The organism is Ktedonobacter sp. SOSP1-52, assembly GCF_016587395.1.
The window spans coordinates 1540109-1565075 of record NZ_BNJH01000003.1 but is presented as its reverse complement, the minus strand read 5'-3'; the positions used below and the strand labels follow the sequence as shown (position 1 = coordinate 1565075).

Sequence of the window (24967 nt, the reverse complement as noted above, 5' to 3'; positions counted from 1 at the left end):
AAAGGTCCGGGAAAACTTTCCTTATTGCTGTATATATACTATAATGAGTGCCGGATACGTCGCAGGTATCAGCTTTTCTTACATATTTCCGTACTTCTTCGCTACTTTCCTGGCTTTTCTCAGCAGAAGTGGTTATAGTATTAGGGTACATGTGTGTGCGGACAGGCTAGCCAGGTTGGATGATGAGCATAAGTACGAGTAGACTCAGTGGTAGTGGGGTCAACAGCAAACAATAGTACAAAGTACATGATTTAAAAACACATTTACCTTACCCAGACATAAAATACATTTAAATGCATTTACATATCAGCAGCAGCAACTTCTTATGCGGAAACCAACGCCAGGTCGCCGTGCCCCCGAATGGGGGTGGCTAGCGCTTCGCGCTCAGGTTTCCGAGAGGACCTAAGCTTATTTCTGAGAGGACATTACGAGCGTGATCTTAGATACAAATGATCTGATAGGCAAAACGCTCGGAACATGCACAATCCGACGCCTTATTGGACGAGGTGGCATGGGCGCAGTCTATCTAGCACAACAGAGCCGTCCACGACGCACTGTCGCCGTGAAGGTACTTCTGCCCAATACGCTTATGGACAAGCGACCCCGAGAAGAATTCCTCGCACGCTTCCGGCGAGAGGCCGATTCTATCGCGGCCCTCGACCATATTAATATTTTACCGCTCTACGAATATGGCGAGCAGGAGGATATGGCCTACCTGGTTATGCCTCATGTCACAGGAGGGACCCTGCGCGACCTGCTCGAAGAACGAGGCATCCTCCCCTTTGATGAGGTCGCGCGCATTATCGAGCAGGCTGCCGACGCACTTGAGGCCGCTCATAAGCAAGGTATAATCCATCGTGACCTCAAACCAGCCAATATTCTCTTCCATGCCGATGGCCGGGTACTCCTGGCCGATTTTGGCCTGGCCAAAGTTGTACGCGACCTACACGAAAGTGGCGTAAAGGGGCGCTCCAGTCAGGAGGGCTTGACCAGCGCCGGCACAATCGTTGGCACCCCTGAATATCTCTCGCCCGAACAGGGCACCGGCAAAGATGTCGATCACCGTACCGACATCTACTCCCTTGGCGTGATGATCTACCAGATGCTGGGAGGACAGGTCCCCTTCACTGGCACTTCCCCAGTCGCGATTGCCATCAAGCACACGCTGGAGACCCCTCCCTCTCTCTCCGCCCTCAATCCCCAGATCACCCCTGAGATCGAGGGTATCGTCATGAAGGCGCTAGCAAAAAATCCCGCCGAACGCCACAATAGCGCGAGCGAGTTAGCTCGGATTCTCAAGGCCACGCTTACTACTCCCTCGCAAGCAGGAATGCTGTCACAGCGTACGCCACTCATCACTGAGGCACAGACCGTCTTTGTCACGCTACCAGATCAGGGCACACCCAACATCGAAGAGCAGCTTGAGCACAAACACCCTCAGCCCGTAATTGAGCATGATGCGGTGACCCAGCTAGAAAATACACCAACGACAATTTACAACGCCTCGACAGAGGCCGCACCACGCGTTGTTGCCCAGGTTGAAAGCAAACACGACGAACCAGCGCCTCCTATGCCAGCCAAAGTGAAGGTGGCACCCAGGCCCCAGCCCGTCATAGAGCAGGTACCGGCCTCTCCCCAGATGAGAGAGCCGCGTACCAACGCGCCGCTGAGTCCGCCACCATTCTCGCCCATGCCCCAGCCCTCACCTCAGCCTGGACCCCAGGGTCCTCGTGCGCGTCGTCAGCCACTGGCAGTCGCACTTGGAGGAGCACTCCTGGTGCTTTTGATCATCATCGGCTCGATTGCCTCCTACCAGCATTTTGCTGGCGGCCAAACAGCCTCCAAGGCTCCAACGGCCCAGCCCACGCATGATGTGACGTTGACAAACAAGTCGACGCCTATCGCGACCGCGACCCCCAGACCGCTTTCGTTACCAGGAGCAAAGGTCTCCGCTGGAAACCGTGTCTATGGGACCGATCTACCTGGAAAGTCATGTGATAAACGTGGAGGCACCTGGAACGAAATCAATCTCAACGTGACCTGTCATGACACAGATGTTGAGCTTAGCAGCAATGGCGGCACAGGCATCCTCCTCCTGACAGGTCTGCCACAAGGTCAGACCTTCCCGAGCAATTATATTATCCAGGTTCAGGTCGAGAGCGCCAGCGGTGACTACGGCATTCTCTACCGCAACCTGCCCGATAGCAAGACGTCAAATGTCTTTATTCTCTCGACAGGCAACTGGCATAGCGACAACTATGATCCCTCCTCCTGGCAAAGCCAAGGACAACTCGCCTCGGGTCCAACACAGGGCGATACTACCAAGGCACACACCGTGGATGTTCAGGTGCTGGGGACAAGCTATACCTATACCGTGGATGGAACGTATTGGGGGAATGCCAACAACGGAACGAGTACGAATGCCGCGATTGGCATTCTTGTCACTCCCGGCTCGCACGTTACCCTGAAAAACTTGCAGGTCTTCGCCGCCTAATAAGAGGGAGCGCTTGACGTACGCGCCTACACTGGGGGGCGAATACCTGGCCCCGAACGTGTGAGCGTGTACGTCAAGCGCTCCCTTCTATGACTTCAGGCCTATCGCGGCTCCATGGCGTCCACGATACTCTCTTCATCGTCGCGCTGCACGGAGTCAGGGAACCAGTTACGCACTCGCTGCTCCGGCAAGACCGCCTTCACCTGGCGCAGTAAGTTTGACTTCTCCCCCTCGGTCGCGCTCTCCTCGCTCTTTTCGGGAGGGCATTTTTGCAGTTCGCGCGAAATGTTATTTAAAGCAGCCTGAAGGCTTCGGAGTGTATTGAGCGACTCTGCTGAGGTGCTGATGCCCTCCTGTTGCGCCCTCTGAAGACTCTCACGCATATTTTTTACTTCATTGGTCAGGTGATCGTGAAGCGTACGGAGCTGGCTACAGCGATCAGAATTATGAGTCATGGATTCCCTCGCAATCGCTTGAAAATCATCGCTTGATTGACAAAATAGTCAGAACAAAGACTATCCTACCGCCTTTATACACCACAAAGCATCTAGTATGCAATGTGCATATGTGTTAACGGTCCTTTTATCTCACTAGCTCCTAGCCCGAAACGTAGGTTTTTTATATAAACATGCTCCCTCTCATCGCTAATGAGAGGGAGCATGTTTGCGTTATAAAACGGCTTGCTAACTATAACTAGCTTAGGCGACTGTTTTATTGGTGTATATAGATGTGAGATTATCAACGGGCGCGATCAATTTCTCCGCGACCATGAATTGTTCCATAGACTGCCAGGTGGCATCATCATTATTGCCCAGTTTGCCATCCCCCCGGTAGATAGGAATTGTAGCCTTTAACACCGCGCGCGCCTGCGTGGTATTCATGCCGGGAATATAACTCTGGCTCACCTGCAAAGCCTCGTCGGGGTTGGAAATTACGTCGCGTAGCCCCTTGAGTGTGGCCTGCACAAAGCTGCGCACCATGGCTGGCTGCTGCTGATAGGTCCCCTCGGGCGCGATAATGCCGTTTGAGACAATGGGCTGATAATCAGAGATCGGGAAGGTACGCACCTTGAGACCATGCTGCTCCAGTTGCAGCGGCTCGTTGTTCGAGTAGCCCATCACAGCATCCACACGATGCGCCAACAGCGCGGGCACCTGGGTAAAGCCAATCGATTGGATCTTGACATCCGAGGTTGAGAGATGCGTTTTGTAGAGGAAGGCCAGCAGCGCCGTATAGGTCGAGCCATAGGCTCCAGGAACGCCGATGGTATGCCCCTTCAGATCGCTCAGGCTCTTAATAGAGGAGTCCGCAGGTACGATCAAGCTAACCGGATATTTCTGGAAGATCGTGGCGACATCTAGCGCCTTGATCTGCTTATTGCTATTGCGCGCGGTCAAAAGCTCATCGCCACCGGCGAAGACAAATGTATTTTTCCCGGCGACCATTGAGCCAATCAAGTCAGGCACAATCCCGTGGTGGAAGGTGACATCCAGCCCTGCCTGGCTATAATAGCCCTTTGACTTTGCCACATAAAACGGCGCGAACTGAATATCAGGGACATAGCCCAGGCCAATCGAGATCGCCTGTTTTCCCTGCGAGGATGAATTAGAACTTGTATTTGTAGTGGACGTTCCCCCGCATGCCGTTATCAACAGCATAAATAGCAGCGAAAGAATGCCGAACGTTGCCACAGTTGAAGAACGATGACGTGCAGACATCGTGGACTACTCCATTCTCCCTAAAAATCTTTTATAGCCTGGTTACAGCTAGCCTACTGCCTTTCGAAAACCTGAGCGCGGAGCGCTAGCCACGACAGTGGCGCTGCGCCCCCGAATGGGGGTGGGTTTTCGTTTAAGAAGCTAGTAAACCACTTGAGCCAGCTTACCAAGCAACCAGGTGCTACTATAGAACAAGACCGCCAGAGCCGCCAGTACCACAAGCGTGGCGAACATCAGCGGTGTATTATATTGATTCTTTGCCACCAGGAGCAGCGATCCCAAACCCTGGTCACCTCCCTGGACAAATTCACCCACGAGCGCTCCCATGACGGAGAGCGTCAATCCCGTACGCACACCCGCGATAATCGAGGGCAGCGCCAGGGGAAACTCGATATGCGCGAACATGGCCCAACCGGCGGCCCCCTCCACACGCGCCGCATCTGTCAGCGCGCGATCTATCGTCTGCACACCCAGCATGGTATTTACCACCATGGGAAAGACAACCACGAGCGCGCAAACATACATGTTGGGAACCCAGCCATAGCCCAACCATAAGACCAACAACGGCGCGATTACGACCACTGGAATAGCCTGGCCCGCCGCCAGGTAAGGATGAATGGCTGCGGCAAGCACACGCGACTTAGTCAGGGCATATCCTAGCGGCAAAGCAAGCGCCAGCGCCAGAAGAAAGCCTACCACGCTCTCCTGCACTGTAACCCAAAGATTGCTGAGATATATTCCCGAGCTAAAGCCGCTGCTCAAGCTATCTAAGACATCGGCTGGCGCAGGCAAGAACAGGGTGTTGACATGCCCATAAGCGCTGCTCACAAACCAGCCAATTAGCAGGGCCACAGCCAGGATTAGGGGGGGAACAACCGATAGCATCCAGGTGAAATTGCGCCTGGGCACCTGAGAGGCGCGGCTAGCACTTCGTCGCGCTTGCGCCTCACTCCGCACAGCCGCTGCCTCATACTCAGGCAGCACAGTGTGCTGCTGTGTAGAAGTTGTCATGCTCATGAACATCCCTCGATAGCTCTACTGACAGGCCTCAGCCAGAACAAGGCATAGAGATCCGTCAATTCAACTGATTCGGGGAGGCATTGGGGGGAGAGCAGTAACGACCATATAGAACATAGCCCGCATGCATCACAGATATGCGTGATAAGTATGCGTAACTATGCCACTCACCAACCCTTCATAGTGGTTGGATAAGTATAAACTGGTCCTTATAGAAACCTTCTCCCATCCGGACTATACCGTCGGCTTCGGATTCGCACCGAATCAATCACGCCAGGCATTTCCATGCCTGAGGACTCGCGGGCTCTGCCACTGGTTCCTTGCGAACCACATTGGCAATACCGCCGGTCGGGAATTACACCCTGCCCCGAAGGTCTTACTTTTCCTTAGTATGCCACAGACGCCACCAATACGCAAGGGGAATTTTATAAGCAGCAAAAAAGCGGCCTGGGCGAACGTACGTTCGCCCAGGCCGCTTTTTTGCTGCTTACTTCTGATCCGAAAACCCTGAGCGTTTATCCCCGAATGGGGGCAAAGCGCTAGTCACGAGAGTGACGTTGGGGTTCGGAATAAGATCTTAGAGTTTGCGCAACGCCTCAAAGAGGTCTTCGTTGTCGGGCATCTCACCCGGCGCATGCTGGATCTCAATATAACGGATGATGCCTTCTTTGTCGACGACAAAGAGGGCGCGCTCGGGCATACCCGCGGGATGCCGTATCCCATACAGGTCTACAACCTTCCCCTGGGGATAGAAGTCTGAGAGATGATGGAAAGATGTATGCATGGACTTCTTCCAGGCCTCAAGGGCAAAGTGGCTATCCATGCTGATACTAACTATCTCAGTGTCATAATCCTTGAAACGCTCCAGATCGGCCTCATATGAGGGCAACTGGGCGGAGCAGACGCTGCTGAACGCGAAAGGCACAAAAGCGAGAACGACGTTCTTTTTACCGCGAAAATCGCTGAGGCGCCAATCTTCTTTCCCTTCAGTCATCAATGTAAAATCGGGGGCGACATCGCCCACCTTCAAAGTCTTTGTCTCGGTGCGATTTCTAGTATCCATTGGCTTTGTGTTAACCTTCCCTCTTCTAACACAAATAGAGTGGATGATATCTTCAGACTGATACTACCCACTATACTCTCCCAGGCAACGAATAGCGAGATCGTGTCCGCGTTCTGGTTACCTGACATGCACATGGCTCGTCTTGTATGGTGCGCGAAACCATGTTGAAGTATACCACCATTCAAAGCCTGTGTGCTGGTGTAGCGTCAGGGCATATCCTGCTCGTGACCCATAGTTTAGCTATCTGCCAGGGCGCAAACGCCCTTTACGCAGCTCTATATATCAGGTACACCGGAGTACAACTAGTAAGCTCGCATACATCAACAAACATGGTTAAGGCAGGCTTTTATACTAACCTATAGACTAACTATGCATGTTTCTACTTACCAATACACATTGCAACATTGACGGAGAGGGGCTGGTTATCGTGTCACAGAAAGAGCTACATCTCGACTATACCCACAAACAGCGTGGTGTCTTCTCAGCTTTGCTTGCGTATATGCATAATCCACGCGATCTCGTTTCCTATACCCCGATTATCTTTGTTACCATCGCCATGTTTGTGGGCACATCCTGGCAACTCTTTCTCCCCAAAAGCGATCCCGCGCGCTACCAGTGCTATGCCCTGTCATTCTGGTTCGGTGGCGATGCGCTCAAACGCCTGCCAGTTGAGCAGTGCGCCTTTCTACAAGGGAGCACCCAGCAGGCGCCTTTTCATATGCTGCCCCTTGAATACCCGCCGCTTACCCTCATCCCTTTCTCGCTGGCGCTCCTGGCTCCCCTCTCCTACTATCAATTTGTCTTTGCCTTCTTGATGTCACTCGTGGCCTTCCTTATCTACTGGCTCCTGCTACGCTACGGACCTCGCAATTCCGCGCTTACCTGCGCTTTCTATCTGCTCATTGGAGCTATCGCGACGACTCAAGTACGCTTTGACATCCTGCCTGCGGCGCTCACCCTGGTGGCCTTGATCGCCGCTGAGCGCAAACATTGGACCATGGCCTATCTCGCCCTGGCCATCGGAACGCTCCTGAAGCTCTATCCTCTACTCTTACTTCCAGCCTTCTTTATCGCTGAACAACGCGCCCTGGGGCGCTTCCACCGACCTCCAACCGGTCTCAAACCGCGTGATATTCCGCGCCAGCTCTGGCTGACCCTACGCGAATTCCGCCGCTGGTCGTGGCGCAACTGCCTACTCTTCCTGGCTTGCCTGGTCGTTCTAACCGGCGGCTTTGCGCTGTTAAACTTTGATGGGGCCGTTCTCAGCCAGCTCAACTACTTCTTCAAGCGCCCTCTCCAGGTAGAGGCAAGCGGCAGTTCACTCCTCTGGCTTGCCAGCCGCTTTGGCGTTTCGTTCAGGGTTGTTTATGACTTTGGTTCGCTCAATATGGATAGCGCGCTGGGGGATATCGTCTCCAAGTTGAGCACGTTGGGCCTGGTTCTTGGCTACGCATATACGCTCTACCTGCAATGGCGCGGCAAACTCAGCCTGGGGCAAACGCTGATCGCGTTACACCTGGTCTTTATCACGACTGGAAAGGTATTCAGCCCCCAGTACTTGATCTGGCTCCTGCCACTGCTGGCCTATGTCTACTCTGCGGAGGGACTCTGGCTCTTCTACTGGGGTACCATTTCAGCCCTGACGACCTTCATTTATGCCTACCTCTATTCTCGCTCGCCTGATATTATGCAGGTGCCGGGCTTTTTTGAGTGGGTCGCGCTGCGCAATCTGCTCTTCGTCCTGTTAACCCTGGCCTACCTTGCCAACTGGTTCAGGATACGCGAGACACAGCACATAACGGGGGTTCAGGTCATGCGCTCATAGCTCACGCATGCCCTGACGTAACTTCTGCTCCCGCAAGTACCAGCGCACACTCTCCTCGATCCCGCGGGTAATGTCATACGCGGGTACAAAATCCAGTTGCGCACGTGCCTTTTCTAAAGCAAAATACTGGTCACTGCCAAAGAGCGTGACGCCATAAGTCGTCAGGGGCGGCGGCCCCACACGACCCGGTCCAGGCAGGCCCCAGAGCTTTTCCGCCACCCACGCCGCGCCATATGTTGGCCAGTAGGGAAGATGCCAGCGAATAGGCCTTGCGCCCAGGTAGCTGGCAATCAACTGAAAAACCTCCTCTTGCGTGACGCGCCGGTCATCGACCAGGGTATAGGCCTCCCCAAACACCTGCTTTCCTGCTTCAGCAGCCTGGATCATGCCCTGGGCCACATCACGTACATATATCGCGGGCAGAATGTTCTGTCCCGACCCGAAGATGACACCCCCTCCCGCCTGAATCAGCCCTGCCAGGCGACCAAAGCTGGCCCAATCGCGTGGACCATAGATCCAGCCAGGGCGCACAATCACAATCGGCGCTTTTCTCTCCCTTGCCAGCCGCAACAGAGCCAACTCTGCGGCGACCTTGCTGCGACTATAGGGGTTATTCTCCGCGTGCAAGGGATGCTCCTCACTGATCTTCCCAAACAGGTGATGCCCGTAGACCGTAATCGAGCTCGTATGGACAATCCGCCTGACCCCAGCCTCCAGTGCGGCTTTCACCAGGTTGATCGTCCCCTCTACGTTGACCTCATAATACTCTTTCTCAATGCCCCAGGGTCCCGTACGAGCCGCGGTGTGGTAGACATAGCGCACGCCATGTACGGCGCGTCTCAATGAGAGGGGATCACAGATATCGCCGGAGCATATTTCCACCTGCTTGAGGGAGTGCAGGTGCACGCTATCTTCTGTGGGCCGTACCAGGGCGCGCACCTCATTTCCACGCTCCAGCAACATCTCCACCAGGTGTCCTCCCAGAAATCCAGCTCCACCCGTCACTAATACCTTGACCATTATCTTCCCTTTCCACCCATATATGTCACTCTACATCTCTAACGTATAACTCGAACTTTTTTATCACCCTTTGCCCGCTACACAACACAGCAGTAAAAACCTTACTTAAGGTAGATATAGGACAAATGACACTTGCAGGGATCAAAAATGATATCCATACTTTTCTCAAAAGCTCTACAAAACAGTCAGGACGCGCCACTGGCAGTCATAGGCTATCAGAAAGGACCAAGAATGATGTCACGCTTCTATTCTCTCCGCCTTGTGAATTTAATTGGCCTCTTGGGCTCTGGGCTTGTAATCATTGGCTTCTTCTTGCCGGCTCGCTTTGACACAATAATATTCTACCAGCAGCCGCCGTTATATTCGACAGATTCGTTTTGGAGCATGCTCGTTAATACAGTAACTGGTGGCTCCATCTTTATGGCGCCAGAACAGATCAGTATTGGATCATTTTTGCTCTCTATCCTCGTTCCGCTATTGACCTTTCTTGCCGGGCTTTTTGGTAGAAGGAAGCGCGCCATTTTCATCCTCAGCTTGATATTTGCCACCCTGGGGCTCCTAGAATTTCTAGCCTTTTCGCTACTTCTCCTATCCTTCTCTCGGTGGGGTGGTCGTGTGACCGAGATTCACACTTCCGGTCCAGGTTTCTGGCTGATGCTTATCGGTTTTCCTATCTGTATTGGGAGTAGCATCGCCCACATTGTGCTTTTCACGCTGAGTGGAGCCAACATTCAGTCTGACCCTGGTCTACCTGGCCCTGTATGAGATAGGTGGTGGCACTCGCTCTTTCTCCAACGTGCCCCCTCTTCACTCTAATCTGGAGGAAACACCTATGATTTCCTCCAGTACTGGTCGTTGATCTATGACGTGGCATATAATAGAGCGTCGCTATTCACACGCCAGGCAATCGCACGTAGATATACGCAGTCGTATGCGCTTCGCACAGAAGAGAAGGAGGGGACACTCATGTCCACACTCACACCAGCGGGTTCGCCACAATTTCCCACCATCGCCAACAAGGTCTCAACCCATGAGGAGATGGATCAGGCCATTCACGCGCTACAGGAGCACAAGGACACCTGGGTCGCGACTACGCTCCAGCAGCGTGTCTCCCTCCTCACAGAATTGATTCAGAACATGGCTTCTCTCGCACCACGCTGGGTTGAGGCCTGTAGCCAGGCCAAGCATCTCTCGCCTCAGTTGACCGGCGAGGAGTGGAGCATGGGTCCCTGGCCCATTCTGCGCAATCTCCGCCTGCTCCGCCAATCCCTGCTGGATATCGAGGCCTTTGGCCGCCCGCGCATCCCCGGTCCCGTCACAACTCGCGATAACGGGCAGGTGGTGGCCCAGGTCTTCCCCACAAATAATTATGATCGCATCTTCTTTACAAACATGACCGCCGAGATCTGGATGGAGCCGGGCGTGAGCGCCGAAACCCTCCCGCAGACACAGGCTCTTATTTATCAGGAAGGCCAGGCCCAGCAGCCAGGCATGGTGGCCCTTGTGCTGGGCGCGGGCAATGTCTCCTCTATCGCGCCTACCGATGTGCTCTATAAGCTTTTTGTGGAGAACCAGGTGGCCCTGCTGAAGATGAATCCGGTCAACGCCTATCTGGGACCCTTGATTGAAGAGGGCTTTCAGCCCCTCGTCGAGCAGGGTTTCCTGCGCGTAACCTATGGCGGAGCCGAGGAGGGTTCATATCTCTGCAATCATCCCGGCATTGAAGAAATTCACGTCACCGGTTCCGATAAGACCTTTGATGCCATCGTCTTTGGCCCTGGCAGCGAGGGAGCGCGGCGCAAGGTGGAGAAGCAGCCCTTACGTACTAAACGTGTCACGGGCGAGCTGGGGAATGTCAGCCCCGTCATCGTTGTCCCCGGTCCCTGGAGCGAGGCTGATCTGCGCTACCAGGCCGAACACATCTTCTCGATGCTCACCACCAATGCTGGCTTTAACTGCAATGCAACGCGTGTGATTATTACGCACAAGGGCTGGGACCAACGCGAGGCTCTCTTAAACAAGCTGCGCGACCTTATGGCGGCCCAACCTGCACGCCAGGCCTACTACCCAGGCGCGCAGCAGCGTATGCAGAGCTTTGTCGAGGCCCATCCCCAGGCCGAGCGCTTTGGCGGAACCGACAACGGCAATCTCCCCTGGACATTGATTACCGATGTCGATCCTAAGGCTGAAGATGATATCTGCTTTACCACGGAGGCCTTCTGTAGCCTCTTTGCAGAGACGGCCCTGGAGGCTAACGGCGTGATTGACTACATTCAGAAGGCCGTCAACTTCGCCAATGAGGATCTCTGGGGGACGCTCAACGTCACGCTGCTTGCCCATCCCAAATCGCTCAAAGATCCCGCCGTCTCCACGGCTGTGGAGCAGGCCATCGCCGATCTGCGCTATGGAACGGTCAGCCTGAACTACTGGGCTGGCACCAGTTTTACACTGGGCAGCACGACCTGGGGCGCCTATCCCGGCCACACCATCGATGATATCCAGTCTGGCGTTGGCGTTGTACATAACACGTACATGTTCTCGCATCCACAGAAAAGCGTGGTGCGTGCTCCCTTCAAAAGCACGCCCACGCCTCCCTGGTTCGCAACCAGGGGCCAGGTCCTTACCAAAACCTTTCCACTGCTCGCGGATTTTGAGGCCCGGTCCTCGCCCTGGAAGGTTCCCTCCATCGTGCTCGCGGCGCTTGGCCGCTAGTCATAGCCATGGCGAGGTGGTGCCTCAGGAGGCACCACCTCGCGTGTCCTCGCTGGCTGCAAAGCCTGGAAAAACGTCAAGATGCCATACACAATCGCGTAGAGACCAATGAAGCGCACATCTGTAACCACATTTGGCGAGCTCTTCAGCAGCAGATAGCCGCCTATGATCAAGGAAAACACCGCCGGGAGCAGCGAGAGCCAGTCAGTCCGGAGACTACGCGTGCGGAAGAAGGCGAGCATTTGCGTGACACCGACGATAATAGCCCAGATGGCAAAGGCATAGATGAGCGTTATCCTGGTGAGTCCAGGCGCAAAGATGATCAGACCCGCGATAACCAGGCCCGCGACACCACTCAAGGCGATCAGCCACCAGCGAGGATTCTGCCTTCTCTTACTAAAGCCAATTGCCAGTGCGGCAATCCCATCGATGATGCCCAGCGTGGCAAAGGCGGCAAGAAACAGGAAGAAGGAGATTCGTGGCAAAAGCGCGAGCACAATGCCAAAGACAACAATCATTATCGCACGGAACACCAGCCATAAACGCCTCTGCCAGGTCATGGGTTCAGCGTGTGCCCTTCCTGGACACATAATACTTCGCCTTAACATGCTTACCTCCGTTTATTACGCAAAAACTCCGGCCTCTTGCTTTCCTCCATCATCAACTATCCTTGCGCTGCTCTGATGTTGCCTCAGGTTTGATCAACAAGACGGGAAGCGGCGTCTTTTGCAGGATATGTTCCGCGACGCTGCCCATAATAAAACGCCGCTTCCCTCCGCGCCCCGAAGTCGTCATCGCGATCAGGTTATGTGGGGCTGCGGCTCCGTCGCCTGACGCGGCGATATGGACCAGGGTCGGTGCGACCTGCTCATCACTGTATACTGAGAATTTGATCTCAAGCTGGAAGGTTGATGCCAGGCCACCTCGCAAACGTCCAGCCAGGTCTTGCAGATACCGCTCTGCCTCCTCGCGTGCTTGCCCACGCTGCTCGTCTGTATGATGGGCTGATGGCTTTATGATTTGAACCAGGTGGAGTGAACCGACGCCCGCACCGCTAAGCGCTGCTACAAGCAAGCCCGCGGGGACAATAGCCTCTTCGGCCTGCGGTGAACCATCCAACGGCACCAGAGCATGAATCGGTGTCGCCAATTCTGAGATCTGTTCGTCCTGTTCCGGCTTCTGCACACGGTGAACCAGGACAGGTATGGGAGAATTCCAGGCAATCTTCTGCGCCACACTCCCCAGGACCAGGCGCGCCAGGCCGCCTCGCCCATGGCTCCCGATCACGACAATTTCCATATGGTGACTGGTGATAAAATTCAGGATGGCGTCTGGAATCGCCAGTTCGGCCTGCACCTCTTTCACCACATTGAGGCCTGCCAGGAGAGAAGAGCTCGCGATTTTGTCCAGATAGGCATGATCCCCTTCATCTCCAGATCCGTCATTTCCGCCAGGTCGGCGGGTACGAAAATGCCCGCGACAGAGGTCGACGCGTATGTATATTCCTGGTTGGCTATACGCAAAAGGTAGAGTGTTCCATCCACAGCCCGGGCGAGCCTGGCCGCCAGTACCAGCGCCTGTTCAGAACACGCTGAGCCATCCAGTGGCACAAGAATCTGCTGAAACATGCACTACACTCCCTCCTCATATTTATAGTTATGCTACCTAATCAGCATACTCTTATAGGGTAAGGGAAATAGAGATGCAGCATGGACAAATGTCCACGCTGCATCTCTATTTCCCTTATCTCTGTCCCGCGTTTTAAATCTGAAAAAACGATTGTCAGGGCTCAAACTCATACAACCACCGCGATGGCGGTATACTGCGCGCCTCCACGCGAACGCGCACTCAGGAGGAGCTTCCCCTGCGTATCAAGCACATCAATGCCGTTCTCACGATCTACATATATCTTGCCGTGCTGTACGCTTACTGAGTCTATCGCGACCCTGGTCTGGGGTGTGTACACCCAGTTGATGCGTCCAGTCTCTGTAGCAAGGGAGAACACGCTATGCGCTCGTGATGTTCCTGTTTCGTCAGGCGCAAGATTACCGGTGACATACACCTGAGCGCCCTCTACCTGGGGTGCCTTACCTGTGAAACCTATATCCCCGCTCTGCCAGAACAGTTTCCCATCACTTGCGGCGTAGGCCGTGATCCCTTTGCCCGTCGCGCCAGCATAGACAACACCGCCAGCCAGGCTGGCATCGCGCACCTCGCCTACCTGCCCTATCTGCCACTTAACCCTTCCCGTACTGACATCAAATGCGTAGAGCGTGCTCGTCTCTTTGCTCGGAGATACACTGAAGAGCATATCCCCTACTCGATGAGGTTGGGTCAAAGGCTGTGCTCCCTGCACCTGTGCCTGCCAGTGTAGGGAGCCCGAGGGCAGGCTATAGGCCGCGAGCGTCCCGCTACCAGCGACGTATAGCATATCTCCATCGAGGGTGAACTCGCGGATACCTCGGGTTATGATAGTCCGCGCCAGGCTCCCATCGCTGAGACGTAACGCATAGATGGCGTTCTCTCCCGCTACATACACTTTGTCGCCTCGAGTCTCCGCTCTGCTGGTACGTGTGATATCCAGTTGCCCAGCGACATCACTCTGCCACCGTAGCGCACCTGTGCTCGCGTCCAGGGCATAGACGCCTCCTGTACGTGTCTCGACAAAGACTGTGTTACGGCTAACGCTGACAATGCTATCAGCCTGCGTGAGTTGTGTGTCAGGTTGCTTCATCAGGTCAAGCTGATAAAGCCAGCGCACCCGGCCCGTGGTGGGATCTATGCGCATGACTAGCCCACCATTCTCCAGGTAGATTCCGGGTGGCGTTGGCTGATTGAGTGTGGCTGGACTGGCATGCGAGGCTTGAAAAAAGGCCTCGGGATCTTGCTGTACCCTGAGCAGAACCACCAGCGCGAGCACGCTCAATATAAGCGTACCTACAATTAAGCTGGTGGCAAGCAATGCAAAGAGCGTCCGCGCACGCTCCGATCTGAACCTGGGCATGACTATAACTACTCCCTACCTGACCTTATAGATGGTGACGCCATCGGCCTGGTAGGCGATATCCATGAAGCTGCTAAAGCGCTGGAGGTCGCTAGGAGCATAGGCCTCACGCTCCATCTCACCCACATAGAGATAGGTGACCTGGTAGTGCTTGAGCAGGGACTGCACCTGGGCATTATCGCTGCTGGTGTAGATAGTCTTAATATCTGTCTGCCGCTGCTGGAAGTCCTCCGCGTTCACCGGATTACGCAGCCAGTTGACGCGCCACTGGTACTCGTGTCCAACCCAACCCATTAGAGTGGGCAGCCCCGTCAATGCGGAGACGCGAGCGAACTTAGAGTAGTCATCGCCCAGTGCCTCGACGATAACCGGCGTGCCACTCACATGCGCGTTAAGCCAGTGAATAGCCTCATAATCCCCTTTATCGCCTGGTGAGGAGGTTTTCAGATACTCCATGCCATCCAGGTTCAGAGTGTGTTGCAGATACAGTGCGCCCGTAAGAGGTTTGCTCTGGACATAGCGCGCGTATGGAGCCACGAGAGGATAGGCCATGGCCATGACCACCAGCACCACAAGTCCAAGATACCAGACTCCCTGCGCGCTACTCTTGAGCCAGGCTGGCTGCCGCACATGCTTAGACCAGTACGCCAGCGTCTCGCGGATATAAAAGAGGCCCGTGCCCGAAGCCAGCGCCAGCAAGCCCCAGGACTGAAAGTAGAACTTGAAGACACTGTTCATACGTGGATAGGAGTCCGCAAATACATCACGTAAGAAGACCACTTCACATCCGGCGATCAGCAACAGGGCCAGCGCCCCCAGCCAGAGCGCAAACATATGCCCCAGGTCATCACTCACTTTAAAGGCCAGGTAGATCGCAAGCGCCGTCAGCGCCAGGGAGATCAAAAACGTCCGCCACTCCGGCGTGATGATCGCGACAATGATCCCCAGTACAACGACCGCACCCAGCACAATCCAGGCGGGATTCCAATCCGCTGCCACGACGCCTTCTGCTCGGGCCTCACGCGCCACACGCAGGCGAGCGCCAATGAGCCGGTAGTAGCCGCAGATGAGTAATGAGAGGAAGACAAAAGCCTGCAAGCCAAAGATAAGCACTTCGTCCCACAGTGGCGAGCGTTGTCCAGGTGACACGATGCCAATCCCCTGCGATGGCGAGATAAAGCCCATGTAAAAAGGCAGGAAGAGCAAGAAGGAAAGCGCGACCAGCGTGCCCGCAGCGGCGAAGATGTCCAGGAGCAACAGCCACCGCCAGCGATGCTCATAGACCCGCCACTGCTGCCAGGCGATACAGACAATGACCAGGCCCATATAGGTTGGATAATCCCAGCCATTCATGACAAACAGGCTGCCCACTACCAGCGCAGTCACGCCAATGGTCGCGATACGCGCGATGCCTTGCCCAAAGAGATCCAGGCCCTTCCCCGCTGGCGCGAGCAAGAGCGAGAACGCCAGGCCAATGGCCATAAAGGTAAAGGAGTACGTGAGGACGTGGGCATGGAAGTCATCAAGTAGATAGCTAAAGGCCGGAAACTCATTGATGGTCTTGCCAATGACGCGCGAGGGCGAGAACCAGTCATAGACGCGCCCAGCATGCGAGTCAAACCACCACTGCACAAAGGCCGCCAGGTTGCCCAGGACCAGGCCCGACGCAACGCTTGCTCCACCATAGAGGATAGTCTGGCTTAAGGGATAGACTTGCTCGCTCTGCTCTCCGCCGTCCGCGACCAGGGCCGCATCTCTCCTGGCGCGCAATCCCTTTGACCAGGCGACGATATTACTAGCAACGCCAAAAAGGTTCGCAGCACAGACGCCAAATAAGAGGCAGAAACCCGTATTGAACGCGACCGCTGGCACCTGACCCAGCAATTTTGCCAGCGTGGCGACCGTAAAATGCCCATAGTAGTAGTAGTTGATGCTTGAACCCGAGTACCACATATCGCTCGGCGGCAGATGCTCGCTGCGCATAATCGATGCCAGAAAGCCCCCATCCATAAACATCTCATATGAACGGATATCCGGCCCATAGCCGCGAATCCACCCCAGCCCCAGGACCATGCCGATAAAAACAACCTCGCTCGCCACGACATACGGCCACTGCGTCTCCACAAACCGACCAACCTCGCCCCGCATCTTAAGCAGTCCCGGGATACTACATATCGCCAGTACCAATACTTCGACTATAAGAAGCATCTGAGTATAGGGGAGAGCGCGCACGACCATGAGGGGGAACCAGGCACAGAACGTCAGGAGGGCGATGGCCAGGCCCTTGCTAAAGGCCCAGCCACGATCTGGGAGATGGCGAAATACGCTGAACGTGAGGGGTAGGCAGAACAGGCCCAGCACCTCCGCCAGCACGATCATTGCAAGCAGGTCTATCATATTTTCTCTTTCGCGTGCTTACTTCTAGCTATTACTTGCTCTTCTCAAAGCGCAATAAGCGCATGCTGTATGCAATGACGAGCAGCGCGGCCCCGGTGTCGGCAAAGATGGCGAGCCAGAGATTGGTTACCCCTAACAGGGTTAAAAGCAGGAAAAGCGCCTTGATGAAGAGAGAGAATGCAATATTGGTCTGGATGGTTCGTAACGCCGCGCGACTGAGCCTGATCACAAACGGGAGCTGCGCCAGGTCATCTTTCATTAGCGCAACGTCCGCCGTCTCGATCGCAGTATCGCTGCCTGCGGCACCCATGGCGATACCCACACTCGAAAGCGCGATAGCTGGAGCATCATTTATTCCATCTCCAAGCATAGCCACTGACGTATGCGCCGTCAAGAGTTTTTTGATCTCTCTTACTTTTTGGTCAGGAAGCAAGCCAGCATACACCTGGTCAACACCTATATGCTGCGCCACGGCCCTTGCCGTCTGCTCATTATCCCCGGTCAGCATGACTATCTGCTCAACTCCTGCTTGCTTAAGCTGAACGATAGCCTGCGCTGCCTCGGGGCGTATCTGGTCCGCGACGGCGATAAGGCCCAGTGGCTCCTCATTGCGTCCCACAATTAAAATCGTTTTCCCTGCTCGCTGAAGGGTCTCAATGCTCTTGAGGGTATGTGCGTCACACGCGGGAAAGAGCTTCGCGCTCCCCACGAGCACGGTATCCGCGCCTATTGTGGCCTGCGCGCCCAGGCCCGGCAAGGCCAGGAAGCTCTCTGGCGCGTTCCACGCTAGCTGACGCCGCTCGGCCTCCCGGAGAATAGCTCGCGCCAGGGGATGCTCCGAACGACTCTCCACCGCTGCCGCCAGGCTCAATAGTTCATCTTCCGTGAGCGTTCCTAGCGGCAAGACATCCGTGACAACAGGCCGTCCCTGGGTGAGGGTTCCCGTCTTGTCAAAGGCCAGCACCTTGACGCGCGCCAGCGCCTCGAGGTACGCTCCGCCCTTGATTAAGACACCACTACGCGAGGCACGCCCAATCGCGGCCACAATCGAGACCGGTGTCGAGATCACCAGCGCACATGGGCAGGCAATGACGAGCAACACCAGCGCCTTGTAGATCCACGTCGTCCACACTCCGTGGAACGTCAGCGGAGGGACGATGGCGACCAGCAAGGCTAAGACCATGATCGTGGGCGTATAGATCTGGGCGAAGCGATCGACGAAACGCTGTACAGGCGCGCGTGATCCCTGCGCCTCTTGCACCAGGGCAATGATCTTTGCCAGCATAGAGTCCTGGGCACGCTTGCTGGCCTGCACTTCGATAAAGCCATGCTCATTCAGTGTTCCAGCGAAGACCTCGTCGCCAACCTGCTTCTCAACCGGGATGCTCTCACCAGTGATGGGCGCCTGGTTGACAGTTGTGGTGCCGCTCAAGATCTTGCCATCGGCGGCGATACGCTCACCGGGGCGCACCAGGACAATATCTCCGGCGCGTAGCGCGTCTACGAGAACCTGGCGCTCTTCACCTTCTACCTTGATGCGCGCGCTCTTGGGTGAGAGATCTACCAGGCTGCGCAGGGAGTCGCGCACCCGTTCCATGGTAAAGCCTTCCAGGAACTCGCCCAGGGCGAAGAGGACAACCACCGCGGCCCCCTCCGACCACTGACCCAGCGCGACCGCACCCACAACGGCAATCGTCATCAGGAGGTTAATACCTAGTGTGCGCCCACGCACCAGGGCAAAAAAACCGCTCAAGGCCACGCGATATCCACCAACACAGATGGCGAGCGCATAAAACAGGGTCGACAACCAGCCCACGCCAGGAATATGGCTCAACAGAAAGGCTATGCCCCATAGGAGCGCCGCCACCAGGGTCGGCAGCCAGGCCCGAGCGCTCTGCCAGTACTGCTGGAGCGCATTCTGCCTGGCAACAGGGACCTCTTCTGCATGCGCATACTCATCCGCGTGTTCGTCACCACACGAGCCACAGCCACAGCTTGCGCCAGCCTCCTGCTTTTCGGCAACCTGTTCATTCAGCACTGATACTTGCAAAGGGGAGACGACGCTATAGCCCAGTTCCCGCACACGCTTCACCAGCCTGGCGTGACTCACACCTCTCGCTTCATAGCCAACCGCCATCTTTGAGGTCGCGAAGTTGACGCTGACGTGTACCAGCCCCTGCATCCTGCGCAGCCCCTTCTCCAGGGTGGCCGCGCAATCGGCGCAATCGAGTCCGCTCAGGATGAGCGTTTCATGGCGCAACCTCTGCTCCAACGACGTTTGCGTCTGCGCGATCAGGCGCTCGACATCGAAGGCTGGATCAGGTAGATCCTCATAGGTCACTACAAGCAAATTACCCTTCCCCTCATCCACCGCCTTGATGCCCTCGGCCTTGAGCAACTCCTGCTGTAAACAGGACCCACACGCATTCCCATTATTGGGAGCGAGTTTTAAGGTTGTGGTGTGCAACGCCATACGTCTTCCCCTTTTTCTTACGGATTACGAAACATGCTTTATGCGCTCAACAAGGTCGCTGCCCTCTTATCTCACACACTCCCCTGCACACGACTCCCTGTCAATTAAACAATTTAGCATTTACTAAATTGTACTCAAAAAAATGCTTCTTCGCAAGCACCTATCAGCTCTATCCTCCACTTGTGGGAGCCAAAAAGTAAGGCTATAATGCGTAGAGGAACTCCAGTTAAAATACCAATTGTGCATACATCAGGTTCTTTATCCGGGGAGGAAAGTCATGCAGTCCCATTTGGCAAAGCAGAAATCAGGCGACGAGCGCTGCCAGATTCCAGGTGCTAACCGTGAGCGGGTAGAAAGTGGGCGCGCCAACCTCTTCTCCGATGATACCGCTATTGAGGTTGCTGAGATCTTTCGCGCGCTTGGCGACTCCAGCCGCATTAAGATTGTCTATAGCCTGCTCAAACAGGAGCTATGCACCTGTGACCTCGCCGCCATTATCGGTAGCTCAGAGTCCTCTGTCTCTCAGCATCTACGCATTCTGCGCCAGCTCCGCCTGGTCAAAAATCAGCGCCGGGGCAAACAGGTCTTCTATAGTCTCGACGACGCTCATATTCGCACCCTCCTGGTCGTCTGCTTAAGCCATGTGCATGACGCAGATCAACATCACGAGGAATTGGGCAGAATGCTCGAACTTTTCACGGTCGAGCAAGATACCCCGACAAAACTCTAGTATAAATCTATTCACCCCCAAAAAAGTACTGAATTTTCTCACCGCCCAGCGTGCAGTCTAGCAGCCGCTATTCAAGTATGTTACTCTCTCGTCGATGGTAAACAACAACGAGGTAACAACACAAAGACACGTTCCTGATTCCACATCAAACATTCTATCTGAGGCATAAACAGCTTTTTATCTTCGCGCTTATCTACGGTAGATAGCCTCCTCTTGGTGGTTCCAGAATCGATAATGCCATCAGTCAGAGACAGATAGAATTCAACAAGTCGTAGCCCTGAGCATTAACGTCTTCGCAGAATACATAAATACTACGACCACAATTTGTTCAAAAGCACGTCGTTAGAAGAAGAAAACTTTCGTCCCAATTGAAATTGTGATTGATATTGTAACTAAAGGATTTTGTTACGCACATGTCACTTGGAACCATACGCCACAATCCAACCGTTCTTTTTGCCATTTGTTGCCTGGCCTATATCGCCAGTGGCCTGCTGGGCGTGCTCCCCAGTGCAGGACTGACTCTGCTAGCCCAACATACACATGTCGCGCTTGGTACTGCCGGGCTGGCCTTTACCGGTAGCGCCTTTGGCTCCATTATCGCGGTTCTGCTCAGTAGCCTCTTTATCAAAAAAATTGGCGCCAAGCCCGTGATCATGCTTGGCCTGGCGGGTCTTACCATCGCCAGCCTGATTATTCCTACGACGCCTATCTTCACATTCTGGCTGGCTGCTCAGGTTCTCCAGGGCATGAGCGGTAGCTTTATTAGCATTGGTCTCTCAATTACGATGACGCTGAACTTTCGCCAGAACCTGGGCGAAAAGCTCAACATGCTCTATAGTTTCGCAGGTGTTGGCTCGCTGCTGGCCCCGCTCCTACTCTCGTTTACGATGTCGCTCACGGGTAGCCTGCTGGTCTCCTTTGTTATTGTGGCCCTGGTCAGCCTTACCTGTCTGCTTGCGTTCAATATGCTGCGCTTCGTCTCGAAGGAGGCTCCTGCGACTACAAGCACTGGCAGTAACGTCCAGGTTTCGGATAAAGCCAGCATGTCTCGCATCTTTAAGCATACGCTGCTCTGGTTTATGGCGCTGCAAATCTGTCTCTACGTGGGCGCGGAAGCTGGCTTTAGCAACTGGCTGGTGACCTCAATTAGTCAGAGCGCAAATGTAGCTGTGACGGTGGCGACTCCTGCCGCGACCTTCTTCTGGATCGGTATGGCCCTTGGTCGTGTTACCGTCGCGCAGTTGATTAAGCGTGGGCTGATCTCTGATGTACACCTGCTCTATGCCTGCATTCTCGGTGGTGGCCTGAGTGGCATCCTGGTCACGGCTTCACTGAACCAGCCCTACATCTGCTTTATTGGCAGTCTGCTTGAAGGCTTCTGTATCGGGCCCATCTTCCCGAGCTTGCAGTCGATGGCGACGCGCCGTTTCTCGCACTCGCCAACGCTCGTTTCGAGCATGGTTCTGATGAGCGCGGGCCTGGCGGGTATGACGGTTCCGCTCTCAATCGGGATGCTGATTCCCTTCCTGGGTACACGTGGTGGAATGATTATCCCAGCTCTGCTCTGCCTCTGTGTAGCGGTTCCTTTTAGCCTGGCTAATCGCAGCGAGCGCCAGGTAGTGGTCCATCGTCGCGGCAACGTGCAGGTGGAACCCGTCTCAACGCCCATGCATGAGGTGGCTACACGCGAGCTGCCAGCCATTCCGGCCTTCGCGTAATAAACGTAACAAAAGGAGCACGGTCCTGGATAGGGCCGTGCTCCTTTTGTTACAATTAATCCTCATGCACCTCTTCGCCATGCTCACTCATGCCCATCGTCCCGTCCATATTTCCCATCATGGACATGGCCTTGCCTGCGACGCGATGGCGCTGGGCAAGGTCAGGAGTGTTGGCCGCACAGGGTGTGCCAAACTTTGGCTGCGCATAGGGCAGGTGCGTCGTTCCGCGCACCAGGATATGCTTGTCGTTGGCGGCCTCGCCCTCATATGGCTCGCCATGATTCCAGGGCACCCAGGAGCGCGCGTTACAGTAATGGCCGACAAAAGCCCTCCGCTTATTGACATTCATCACTCTTGACAGTTTACCCACCTCCACGCAAAATAGAGAGAGCTAGAATTGACCAGAAGGTGTCTGTAATGCGCATCATCCAGGAATCTATGACTATGGAACACCCGCTCCTCTGGCCCACTGACGCTAATGTGGGCACTATTCACTACCCACCTGGTAGCCACTTCGGACCCCGCTATCAGCCGTGTCTACAACTCGTTTTTCTCCATACCGGCTGTATGACAGTCTGGATCGACAATGTCGCGCACCAGGCGGAGGCCAATACCGTTTTCCTGCTCTTCCCCGGACACCAGGAGCGCTTTGCCTTTGCCGAAAGTGAGGAGACGCATCACTCCTGGCTACACCTGGATGTTCCCGAACTCTCCCCTGAGCTACACACCCGCCTCCTGGCCCTCCCACGCCCTCTGCCGTTAACGCCCCTGATGCAACAGCTTATTCATACCGCGCTCACGCTTCAGCCTGCACGCCTCTCCACAACAAGCGAACTCCTGCAATCCCTGGGCACACAGATGCTCTGGCTCTACATCGGCGAGGGAGAACTCCACGTGCAACACAACCTGGCTCCCACTCACGCCACCATCGAGCAGGCCCGTCTCTACATCTATGAGCACCTGCATGAACCACTGATATTGGAACAGGTCGCCCAGGCGGTCTCGATTAGCCCCTCATACCTTATTCGCCTCTTCCAGGCCCAACTTCAGACGACACCTATGGCCTATCTCTGGCGGCTACGCGTGACACACGGCATCTCGCTTCTCCAGCAGACCGGCCTCTCCGTCCAGACCATTGCCGACCAATGCGGGTTCCAGACCCGCCATCACTTCTCGCGCCGCGTGCGTCAGGAACTCGGCTACGGCCCCCAGGAGGTCCGCCGCCGCTCCTGGCTAAGATAAATAAAAAGAAAGAGAGGGACTGTGAGGCCAGCGCGCTGGCCTCACAGTCCCTCTCTTTCTTTTTACTGTTACCCCTTCACAACAATGATGGGCTTCAAGCGCACGACCAGCTTCGCCAGGCCGGCGTTGTGGACGACGTTGACGACTTGCTGTGCGTCCTTATAAGCAGTGGGAGCCTCTTCAGCCAGCAAGTTCTTGCTGTGAACGCGGACAGTGATGCCCTTCGCTTCAAGCTGCGACAAGAGATCCTTGCCGGTGATGGACTTTTTGGCCGCGGTACGGCTCTGGCGGCGACCCGCACCGTGGCAGCATGAGCCGAAGCTCTGTTCCATCGAGCCCTGCGCGCCAACCAGGACGAATGAGTAACGCCCCATGTCGCCTGGGATGAGTACTGGCTGCCCCACAGCACGATACTTCTCCGGAATGGCGGGATGCCCCGGAGGGAAAGCCCGCGTCGCCCCCTTGCGGTGGACGCAAACACGCTTCTTCTCGCCGTCGATCTCGTACTCCTCCATTTTGGCGATGTTATGACACACGTCGTAGACCATCGGCAGGTCCTTAGCCCGCGCCTTACGTCCAAAGACGCTGGAGAAGGCCTCGCGCACACCATGCATCAGCAACTGCCGGTTGGCCCAGGCAAAGTTCGCCGCGCAGGCCATGGCGCCGAGATAGTCCTGCCCCTCCTGGGAATGGATAGGCATACACGCCAGCTGCCGGTCCGCCAGGTGATAGCCGTACGCCTTCTGCTTCGCCTCGGCGATTTTGATATAATCCTCCGCGATCTGGTGCCCAAAGCCCCGGCTCCCGCAGTGGATGGTGGTAACAACCTGACCCAGTTGTCCGATGCCCAGAGCCTCAGCGGCCTCCTGGTCATAGATATGGTCTACGTACTGCACCTCGGCGAAGTGGTTCCCTGAACCCAGGCTCCCAAGCTGGCCAATGCCACGCTCCAGGGCCTTGCGGCTCACGGCCTCAGGCCTGGCCCCCTTCAAGCAACCATTCTCTTCGGTGACCTCCAGGTCCTCCTCGACACCATATCCCTCTTCAACGGCCCAGGCCGAGCCACGCTTCATGACCTCGCGCATCTCGCGCTCGGTCAGGCGCCGCATGCCATAGCCACCCACGCCCGAGGGCAGGGTATTGAAGAGGGCATCTGCGAGCCTATCTGCCTTGCCCTTGATCTGGTCGCGCACAAGGTCAGTCGCGAGCAGGCGCACGCCACAGTTGATGTCAAAGCCAATCCCTCCTGGGGAGACGACTCCATGCTCGGCATCGGTCGCGGCAACCCCGCCCACGGGGAAGCCATAGCCCCAGTGAATGTCAGGCATACCCAGCGAATGCCCGACGATACCCGGAAGCGTGGCCACGTTGGCCACCTGTGTCAGGGCGTTGTCGGACAATATCTGCTGAATGAGTTCATCGTCGGCATATACAATGCCCGGCACGTTCATTGCGTCATTATACCGCTTGGGTATCTGCCAGCGGTTAGGATCGATCCGTTCCAATGGGATATTCGCATTGCCCATGTCTCTGTTCCCCTCAATTTATCTGTTA

General features: G+C 55.4%; 20 protein-coding genes and 1 riboswitch. Of the genes, 7 read left to right on the top strand and 13 right to left on the bottom strand.

Translation table 11 applies throughout. From position 1 onward, the window contains the following. Nucleotides 1-433 precede the first annotated feature (433 nt). Nucleotides 434-2494, top strand: coding sequence for a serine/threonine-protein kinase (locus JMJ16_RS32105; RefSeq protein ID WP_201388236.1), 2061 nt, complete (start codon nt 434-436; stop codon nt 2492-2494). 101 nt (nt 2495-2595) lie between these two features. Here the strand turns inward: JMJ16_RS32105 and JMJ16_RS32100 are convergent, their stop codons facing one another. The 4 genes from JMJ16_RS32100 to JMJ16_RS32085 all read right to left on the bottom strand — a co-directional run bounded on the left by JMJ16_RS32100 (nt 2596) and on the right by JMJ16_RS32085 (nt 6292). Next, the gene (locus tag JMJ16_RS32100; protein ID WP_201388234.1) at nt 2596-2949 is read right to left on the bottom strand and encodes a hypothetical protein; all 354 of its coding nucleotides are present in this window, start codon (nt 2947-2949) and stop codon (nt 2596-2598) included. A 243-nt stretch (nt 2950-3192) separates the two neighbouring features. Beyond that, nucleotides 3193-4212, bottom strand: a complete 1020-nt coding sequence (locus JMJ16_RS32095) for an ABC transporter substrate-binding protein (protein WP_201388232.1) — start codon at nt 4210-4212, stop codon at nt 3193-3195. Nucleotides 4213-4353: 141 nt separating this feature from the next. Continuing rightward, nucleotides 4354-5223: an ABC transporter permease gene (locus tag JMJ16_RS32090; RefSeq protein ID WP_201388230.1), complete on the bottom strand. Its 870-nt coding sequence runs from the start codon at nt 5221-5223 to the stop codon at nt 4354-4356. 219 nt (nt 5224-5442) lie between these two features. After that, nucleotides 5443-5608, bottom strand: a riboswitch (FMN riboswitch). A 198-nt stretch (nt 5609-5806) separates the two neighbouring features. Beyond that, the gene (locus JMJ16_RS32085) at nt 5807-6292 is read right to left on the bottom strand and encodes a redoxin domain-containing protein (protein WP_201388228.1); all 486 of its coding nucleotides are present in this window, start codon (nt 6290-6292) and stop codon (nt 5807-5809) included. Between the two features lie 427 nt (nt 6293-6719). Here JMJ16_RS32085 and JMJ16_RS32080 point away from each other — a divergent pair, with 427 nt between their 5' ends. Beyond that, nucleotides 6720-8117, top strand: a complete 1398-nt coding sequence (locus JMJ16_RS32080; RefSeq protein WP_201388226.1) for a glycosyltransferase 87 family protein — start codon at nt 6720-6722, stop codon at nt 8115-8117. Here JMJ16_RS32080 and JMJ16_RS32075 read toward each other — a convergent pair. Then, a complete protein-coding gene (locus JMJ16_RS32075) occupies nt 8112-9137 on the bottom strand; it encodes an NAD(P)-dependent oxidoreductase (protein WP_201388224.1) in 1026 nt (341 codons plus the stop codon). The genes JMJ16_RS32080 and JMJ16_RS32075 overlap by 6 nt on opposite strands. A gap of 384 nt (nt 9138-9521) precedes the next feature. On the opposite strand from JMJ16_RS32075, the gene JMJ16_RS32070 reads away from it, so the two are divergent. Both JMJ16_RS32070 and JMJ16_RS32065 read left to right on the top strand, forming a co-directional pair. Further along, entirely contained in the window at nt 9522-9902 is a 381-nt protein-coding gene (locus tag JMJ16_RS32070) for a hypothetical protein (RefSeq protein WP_201388222.1), read from the top strand. Between the two features lie 201 nt (nt 9903-10103). Next, the gene (locus tag JMJ16_RS32065) at nt 10104-11849 is read left to right on the top strand and encodes an aldehyde dehydrogenase family protein (protein ID WP_201388220.1); all 1746 of its coding nucleotides are present in this window, start codon (nt 10104-10106) and stop codon (nt 11847-11849) included. Here the strand turns inward: JMJ16_RS32065 and JMJ16_RS32060 are convergent. From JMJ16_RS32060 to JMJ16_RS32035, 6 genes are all read right to left on the bottom strand, one after another. Continuing rightward, complete coding sequence (locus JMJ16_RS32060; RefSeq protein WP_201388218.1) at nt 11846-12439, bottom strand: HdeD family acid-resistance protein; 594 nt, start codon at nt 12437-12439, stop codon at nt 11846-11848. The genes JMJ16_RS32065 and JMJ16_RS32060 overlap by 4 nt on opposite strands. Before the next feature lie 70 nt (nt 12440-12509). After that, nucleotides 12510-13217: a universal stress protein gene (locus JMJ16_RS32055; protein ID WP_201388216.1), complete on the bottom strand. Its 708-nt coding sequence runs from the start codon at nt 13215-13217 to the stop codon at nt 12510-12512. Then, nucleotides 13211-13477 (bottom strand): universal stress protein, encoded by a 267-nt coding sequence (locus JMJ16_RS32050; RefSeq protein WP_201388214.1) that lies wholly within the window; start codon nt 13475-13477, stop codon nt 13211-13213. The genes JMJ16_RS32055 and JMJ16_RS32050 overlap by 7 nt, the downstream gene beginning before the upstream one ends. A gap of 167 nt (nt 13478-13644) precedes the next feature. Continuing rightward, nucleotides 13645-14853: a PQQ-like beta-propeller repeat protein gene (locus tag JMJ16_RS32045; protein ID WP_201388212.1), complete on the bottom strand. Its 1209-nt coding sequence runs from the start codon at nt 14851-14853 to the stop codon at nt 13645-13647. A 15-nt stretch (nt 14854-14868) separates the two neighbouring features. Further along, on the bottom strand, nt 14869-17250 hold the full coding sequence (locus JMJ16_RS32040; RefSeq protein WP_201388210.1) for a DUF2298 domain-containing protein: 2382 nt from the start codon (nt 17248-17250) through the stop codon (nt 14869-14871). A 31-nt stretch (nt 17251-17281) separates the two neighbouring features. Then, nucleotides 17282-19723, bottom strand: a complete 2442-nt coding sequence (locus tag JMJ16_RS32035; protein WP_201388208.1) for a cation-translocating P-type ATPase — start codon at nt 19721-19723, stop codon at nt 17282-17284. A 277-nt stretch (nt 19724-20000) separates the two neighbouring features. On the opposite strand from JMJ16_RS32035, the gene JMJ16_RS32030 reads away from it, so the two are divergent. Both JMJ16_RS32030 and JMJ16_RS32025 read left to right on the top strand, forming a co-directional pair. Beyond that, nucleotides 20001-20453, top strand: a complete 453-nt coding sequence (locus JMJ16_RS32030; protein WP_201372123.1) for a metalloregulator ArsR/SmtB family transcription factor — start codon at nt 20001-20003, stop codon at nt 20451-20453. A 413-nt stretch (nt 20454-20866) separates the two neighbouring features. Then, nucleotides 20867-22171 (top strand): sugar MFS transporter, encoded by a 1305-nt coding sequence (locus JMJ16_RS32025; protein ID WP_201388206.1) that lies wholly within the window; start codon nt 20867-20869, stop codon nt 22169-22171. Between the two features lie 55 nt (nt 22172-22226). Here the strand turns inward: JMJ16_RS32025 and JMJ16_RS32020 are convergent, their stop codons facing one another. After that, on the bottom strand, nt 22227-22541 hold the full coding sequence (locus JMJ16_RS32020) for a hypothetical protein (protein WP_236601761.1): 315 nt from the start codon (nt 22539-22541) through the stop codon (nt 22227-22229). Nucleotides 22542-22615: 74 nt separating this feature from the next. Here JMJ16_RS32020 and JMJ16_RS32015 point away from each other — a divergent pair, with 74 nt between their 5' ends. Then, a complete protein-coding gene (locus tag JMJ16_RS32015) occupies nt 22616-23413 on the top strand; it encodes an AraC family transcriptional regulator (protein WP_201388202.1) in 798 nt (265 codons plus the stop codon). 68 nt (nt 23414-23481) lie between these two features. On the opposite strand, the gene JMJ16_RS32010 is transcribed toward JMJ16_RS32015, so the two are convergent. Beyond that, nucleotides 23482-24939 (bottom strand): RtcB family protein, encoded by a 1458-nt coding sequence (locus JMJ16_RS32010; protein WP_201388201.1) that lies wholly within the window; start codon nt 24937-24939, stop codon nt 23482-23484. Nucleotides 24940-24967: the final 28 nt, after the last annotated feature.

What these genes read in the sequence shown, in the direction of transcription:
- JMJ16_RS32030 (WP_201372123.1), top strand. Translation starts at nt 20,001, where the DNA reads ATGCAGTCCCATTTGGCAAAGCAGAAATCAGGCGACGAGCGCTGCCAG.
- JMJ16_RS32035 (WP_201388208.1), bottom strand. Translation starts at nt 19,723, where the DNA reads ATGGCGTTGCACACCACAACCTTAAAACTCGCTCCCAATAATGGGAAT.
- JMJ16_RS32050 (WP_201388214.1), bottom strand. Translation starts at nt 13,477, where the DNA reads ATGTTTCAGCAGATTCTTGTGCCACTGGATGGCTCAGCGTGTTCTGAA.
- JMJ16_RS32025 (WP_201388206.1), top strand. Translation starts at nt 20,867, where the DNA reads ATGTCACTTGGAACCATACGCCACAATCCAACCGTTCTTTTTGCCATT.
- JMJ16_RS32010 (WP_201388201.1), bottom strand. Translation starts at nt 24,939, where the DNA reads ATGGGCAATGCGAATATCCCATTGGAACGGATCGATCCTAACCGCTGG.
- JMJ16_RS32075 (WP_201388224.1), bottom strand. Translation starts at nt 9,137, where the DNA reads ATGGTCAAGGTATTAGTGACGGGTGGAGCTGGATTTCTGGGAGGACAC.
- JMJ16_RS32070 (WP_201388222.1), top strand. Translation starts at nt 9,522, where the DNA reads ATGCTCGTTAATACAGTAACTGGTGGCTCCATCTTTATGGCGCCAGAA.
- JMJ16_RS32040 (WP_201388210.1), bottom strand. Translation starts at nt 17,250, where the DNA reads ATGATAGACCTGCTTGCAATGATCGTGCTGGCGGAGGTGCTGGGCCTG.
- JMJ16_RS32095 (WP_201388232.1), bottom strand. Translation starts at nt 4,212, where the DNA reads ATGTCTGCACGTCATCGTTCTTCAACTGTGGCAACGTTCGGCATTCTT.
- JMJ16_RS32045 (WP_201388212.1), bottom strand. Translation starts at nt 14,853, where the DNA reads ATGCCCAGGTTCAGATCGGAGCGTGCGCGGACGCTCTTTGCATTGCTT.
- JMJ16_RS32065 (WP_201388220.1), top strand. Translation starts at nt 10,104, where the DNA reads ATGTCCACACTCACACCAGCGGGTTCGCCACAATTTCCCACCATCGCC.
- JMJ16_RS32090 (WP_201388230.1), bottom strand. Translation starts at nt 5,223, where the DNA reads ATGACAACTTCTACACAGCAGCACACTGTGCTGCCTGAGTATGAGGCA.
- JMJ16_RS32085 (WP_201388228.1), bottom strand. Translation starts at nt 6,292, where the DNA reads ATGGATACTAGAAATCGCACCGAGACAAAGACTTTGAAGGTGGGCGAT.
- JMJ16_RS32100 (WP_201388234.1), bottom strand. Translation starts at nt 2,949, where the DNA reads ATGACTCATAATTCTGATCGCTGTAGCCAGCTCCGTACGCTTCACGAT.
- JMJ16_RS32060 (WP_201388218.1), bottom strand. Translation starts at nt 12,439, where the DNA reads ATGTGTCCAGGAAGGGCACACGCTGAACCCATGACCTGGCAGAGGCGT.
- JMJ16_RS32015 (WP_201388202.1), top strand. Translation starts at nt 22,616, where the DNA reads ATGGAACACCCGCTCCTCTGGCCCACTGACGCTAATGTGGGCACTATT.